Annotated in this window: 4 protein-coding genes and 1 pseudogene; 2 read left to right on the plus strand and 3 right to left on the minus strand. The window is 46.5% G+C overall.

The annotated features are described in order from the left end of the window. Nucleotides 1-360: 360 nt before the first annotated feature. Nucleotides 361-924 carry a chromate transporter gene (locus tag DXC57_RS15290; RefSeq protein WP_118653420.1) on the minus strand — a complete coding sequence of 188 codons (564 nt, stop codon included), beginning with the start codon at nucleotides 922-924 and terminating at the stop codon, nucleotides 361-363. Between the two features lie 15 nt (nucleotides 925-939). Then, entirely contained in the window at nucleotides 940-1,515 is a 576-nt protein-coding gene (locus DXC57_RS15295) for a chromate transporter (RefSeq protein WP_118482603.1), read from the minus strand. A gap of 270 nt (nucleotides 1,516-1,785) precedes the next feature. Between DXC57_RS15295 and DXC57_RS15300 the strand changes: the two genes are divergently transcribed. Both DXC57_RS15300 and DXC57_RS15305 read left to right on the plus strand, forming a co-directional pair. Beyond that, on the plus strand, nucleotides 1,786-2,733 hold the full coding sequence (locus DXC57_RS15300; RefSeq protein WP_182457356.1) for a LysR family transcriptional regulator: 948 nt from the start codon (nucleotides 1,786-1,788) through the stop codon (nucleotides 2,731-2,733). Nucleotides 2,734-2,916: 183 nt separating this feature from the next. Then, a pseudogene (locus DXC57_RS15305) lies at nucleotides 2,917-3,225 on the plus strand (Uma2 family endonuclease); the annotation flags it as partial. Nucleotides 3,226-3,255: 30 nt separating this feature from the next. Here the strand turns inward: DXC57_RS15305 and DXC57_RS15310 are convergent. Beyond that, nucleotides 3,256-3,876: a flavodoxin family protein gene (locus tag DXC57_RS15310; protein ID WP_118523166.1), complete on the minus strand. Its 621-nt coding sequence runs from the start codon at nucleotides 3,874-3,876 to the stop codon at nucleotides 3,256-3,258. Between the last annotated feature and the right edge of the window lie 209 nt (nucleotides 3,877-4,085).

The raw sequence follows: 4,085 nt of genomic DNA on the forward strand, positions 1-4,085 counted from the left end.
TCATAAGCAATTGACTTTGTCAACAACTTTTTTATTTTATTTTTAATCTTTCTTAGAAACCCGTTTGCGTTTCCGCTCTTATTTCCTCGATTGATTTGCCCTTGTCTTAAGGACGTATGTTATGATACCAGAGTTTCCAAGGATTGTCAACGATTTTTCTATATTTGTTATTCTTTTTATTTTGTTGTGATTTTTTAGAATATTCTAACTATTTGAAGTCTATGCATCTATTTCCCCTAATCCCGGAAATGGCATCGAATCAAAAGAATCCGATGCCATTTCCATCCATTCATAAATACAGCTTTCAATCTCCATCTACACTCTCATTTATATCTATTACCTATTCCTATACTACCTTCTCTACAAATGATACTCAATCAATTTAACTGCCAGGCTGACACCGCCGCAGACCCACATCACAAGAATTGGGTTCAGTTTCCATTTACGGAGCGCTATAAAAGCTGCCGAAAAAAGAACCAGACTGCCCCACTGGATCATCCTCTCCCCATTTATCTCTGGAAGAACTGCTGCCAGTAGCATCGAAAGTCCGGCACCTGCGATCAGCGCCACTACCGCTGGGCGAAGACTGCCTAAAATACTTCCCATCGCAGAGCCGCCACGGTAACGCCGATATATGTATGCCAATACCGATACAATGATACAAGATGGGAAAATACATCCCCAGGTTGCCGCAACCGCCCCCGGAAGTCCCGCTATCCGAATTCCGACAAAGGTTGCTGAATTGACCGCAATCGGTCCCGGCGTCATTTCCGCGATCGTGATAAGATTCGTAAACTCCGTCATCGTGATCCATCCCTGTCGTTCCACAATCAGGCTCTGTACCAGTGGAATCGCCGCGTAGCCGCCGCCCACGCTGAAAAGCCCTATCTGCAGAAAGCTCAAAAATAATTGTATATAGATCATATCTATTCTCCCCCTCTATACCGCACCGGTCGTCTGCTCACGTTTTCTCATCCAGATAAATCGAATCGTTCCCGCCAGAATACCCGCCGCAATGATATAGATTACATTCACATCCAGCACAAAATCAGCCAGGAACGCAATTACCATGATTGCAATTGAATACAGCTTTTTTCCCTTCAGAACATTCACTCCCAGCCCACAGGAAACATCCAGAATCACAGCCGCCACGCCGACTCGCATTCCCTCTAGTGCTGCTGCCACCCAGACGTTCGACGCAAACGCGGCGTAACAGACGGATAAAACCGCCAGAATCGCCATCGGCGGAAGAATCGTTCCGATGACTGCCACCACCATTCCGGCAAACCCATATACTTTCCAGCCAACCAAAATTGCCCCATTTACCGCAATCGCGCCCGGACAGGACTGTGCCAGTGCGGTAAAATCAAGCATTTCCTGTTCATCAATCCAGTGAAGCTCATCCACGAAACACTTCTTCATAAATGTCACAATGACGAAACCGCCCCCGAATGTAAATGCGCTGATATAAAGTGTTTTTAAAAATAAAACCAGCAGTTGATGCTTCTGTTTCATCTGCCATTCCCCCTTTTTCTATTTTATCTTTTGTCTCTCCCAGTTCTCCTTCACGCAAAACAACATTCCTTTTTCTGTGCCCATTATAACACTTGCCAATTCATTTTAAAATTACTATAATTTATATATAGTTCTTATCAAAACATCTATGATCGTCTATAAAAGCAGCGCCGTCAAAAATAACCTTTCTGACGGCAGGCAAAAAGCAGGACAAACACACAGATACGAATGTTTCCCACTCCTTATGAAACATTCAGGAAAGGAGTTTTCATGACACTGCGGCATTTCCGAATTTTTATCGAAGTAGCATCCGCCGGAAGCATTACACAGGCGGCACGCAATCTCTACCTGACGCAGCCAACCGTCAGCACCGCCGTCCGGGAGCTCGAAGAACACTACGGAACATTATTTTTCGACCGGATCAACCAGCGTCTGCGAATTACCGGCGAAGGGCGGCGTTTTCTCGACTATGCACGCCATTTTATCCAGATGTACGATGAAATGGAACTGGCATTTTCCAATTCCGGAATCAGCGGAGTTCTCCGCATCGGTGCCAGCACCAACGTGGGGATTTCCTATCTGCCACGTTTCATGCAGCTATTTCAAGAGACATATCCCCAGGTGCACACGCAGGTCCATATACAGACGACCGCACAGACGGAAGCCATGCTCTTAAATGGGGCGCTAGATCTTGCAATCGTCGGTGGAACCATCCGCTCCGAACAGATTGCCCTGACTCCCCTGTTTCAGGAACACTACACCGCCATCTGCGCGCCGGGACACCCGATGGCAGGAAAAACCGTTTCCATCAATACATTTATGAAACAACCGCTGCTCTTCCGCGAAGTCGGCAGCACCTCCTATGAAGTATTTCAAAATGCCATCCGCCAGACCGGCTGTGAGGTCACCCCTGCCTGGGAAAGTACCTCACAAGAGGCCATTCTCGAAGCCGTCCGCCTGGGGCTTGGCGTCACAATTCTGCCAAGCGCTATGCTCGAAGCTGAGCTGAGACTCAGTACCATTTCCCGGATCTATTTTTCGGATTTTTCTTTTCAAAATACCGTTCATCTGGCGTGGCATCAGAGCAAGTTTCTGTCCCCTGTCATGCAGGATTTTATCCAAATGGCGCGTGAACTTTTGCCACCCAACCATATTTCCGCTCAAAATTCCCCGGAAATCTCCCCTCATACACAGCCTTTTCCTGTGATGGATGCATGACGGTTCCGGTAAACTTCCGTATAAGACGGTTCGCGATTATCAGGTCATCATTATCCATATGACCTGATACGACGCTGAGGTTATCTGGGATTGGGTGCGAATACGTACGGATGATTGAAAATAATTTCTTCCTGTTATACTTTTAGGTATAGGTATACCTATATTTCAAAAGATTACTGGAACTTGCCCGACGGGCAGCGTGCAGAGCTGATCGACGGGCAATTTTATAATATGGCACCTCCGAGCCGGATTCATCAGGAAATTTCCTACCAGATTTCCCGACTTCTAGGAAATTATATCGAGTCCAACGGCGGAAAATGCCGCGTTTATCCGCCTCCTTTCGCCGTCAATCTGGATGCAGATGATAAAGATTGGGTTGAGCCGGATATCTCTCTTATCTGTGATCCGAATAAATTGACCGACCGCGGCTGTTCCGGCGCTCCCGCTCTCATTTTCGAAATCGTATCTCCATCCAGCCGGCGCATGGACTACCTTATCAAAAATGCTCTGACTCCCTTAAACTTACCGAATAAAATTCGTCGCCGTCCGCTCCTCCTGTTCCGGAAGACCATATTCTTTCTTGCCAAGCTCGATGGACTTCATAAGAAATGTCATATTCTTTGCAAGCATCCGCATCGTCTGCTTGCCTTCCTCATCCATCTCTGCCTCCCCTTTCTCACAGCCGTGAATACTGTTCCAGTATCTGCTGGATGCGATCGGCATATTGCTGATGGTAAAAAATTTGTTCAATTCATCAAAAGTCGCTGAGCAGCCGCCTCTGCGTGCACAGACTACACTGGCACCCACCTTCATGCTCTTATCAAAGGACGTGCTGTAAAACAAGCGGTCAAGACAGGCAATCAGCGTCGCATTAGCCGATGCATAGTAGACCGGACTGGCAATCACCAGGCCATCCGCCGCCTCAAAGAGAGGTGCCAGCTCATTTACGATATCATCAAACACACATTTTCCAATTTTGCTGCACTGGTTACAGGCAATACAGCCCCGGATATCTTTATTTCCAATCTGTATGGTTGTTACCTCTACCCCACTATTTCGAAATACATTCTCCATTTCCCGGATGGCAATGGATGTGTTGCCGTTTACACGTGGACTTCCGTTTAGAATTAATACTTTGCTCATTTGGTTTCCTCCTTTTACTCTGCGATACATTTATTCCAACAAATTGCTTTTAAACAGTCTGTAAGCGTATATATTGTCTTCAAGTGTCTACAACTGTCTACATAAAAATGAAAATGCAAAAAAGCGGAAACCCTGATGAATCAAAGCTTCCGCAATAATAAAAAAGAGCGCGAGACGGGACTCGAACCCGCGGCCTCGACCTTGGCAAG

It is taken from the genome of Clostridium sp. TF06-15AC, assembly GCF_003481165.1.
Classification (GTDB): Bacteria; Bacillota; Clostridia; order Lachnospirales; family Lachnospiraceae; genus Otoolea; species Otoolea fessa.

What these genes read in the sequence shown, in the direction of transcription:
- DXC57_RS15310 (WP_118523166.1), bottom strand. Translation starts at nt 3,876, where the DNA reads ATGAGCAAAGTATTAATTCTAAACGGAAGTCCACGTGTAAACGGCAAC.
- DXC57_RS15300 (WP_182457356.1), top strand. Translation starts at nt 1,786, where the DNA reads ATGACACTGCGGCATTTCCGAATTTTTATCGAAGTAGCATCCGCCGGA.
- DXC57_RS15295 (WP_118482603.1), bottom strand. Translation starts at nt 1,515, where the DNA reads ATGAAACAGAAGCATCAACTGCTGGTTTTATTTTTAAAAACACTTTAT.
- DXC57_RS15290 (WP_118653420.1), bottom strand. Translation starts at nt 924, where the DNA reads ATGATCTATATACAATTATTTTTGAGCTTTCTGCAGATAGGGCTTTTC.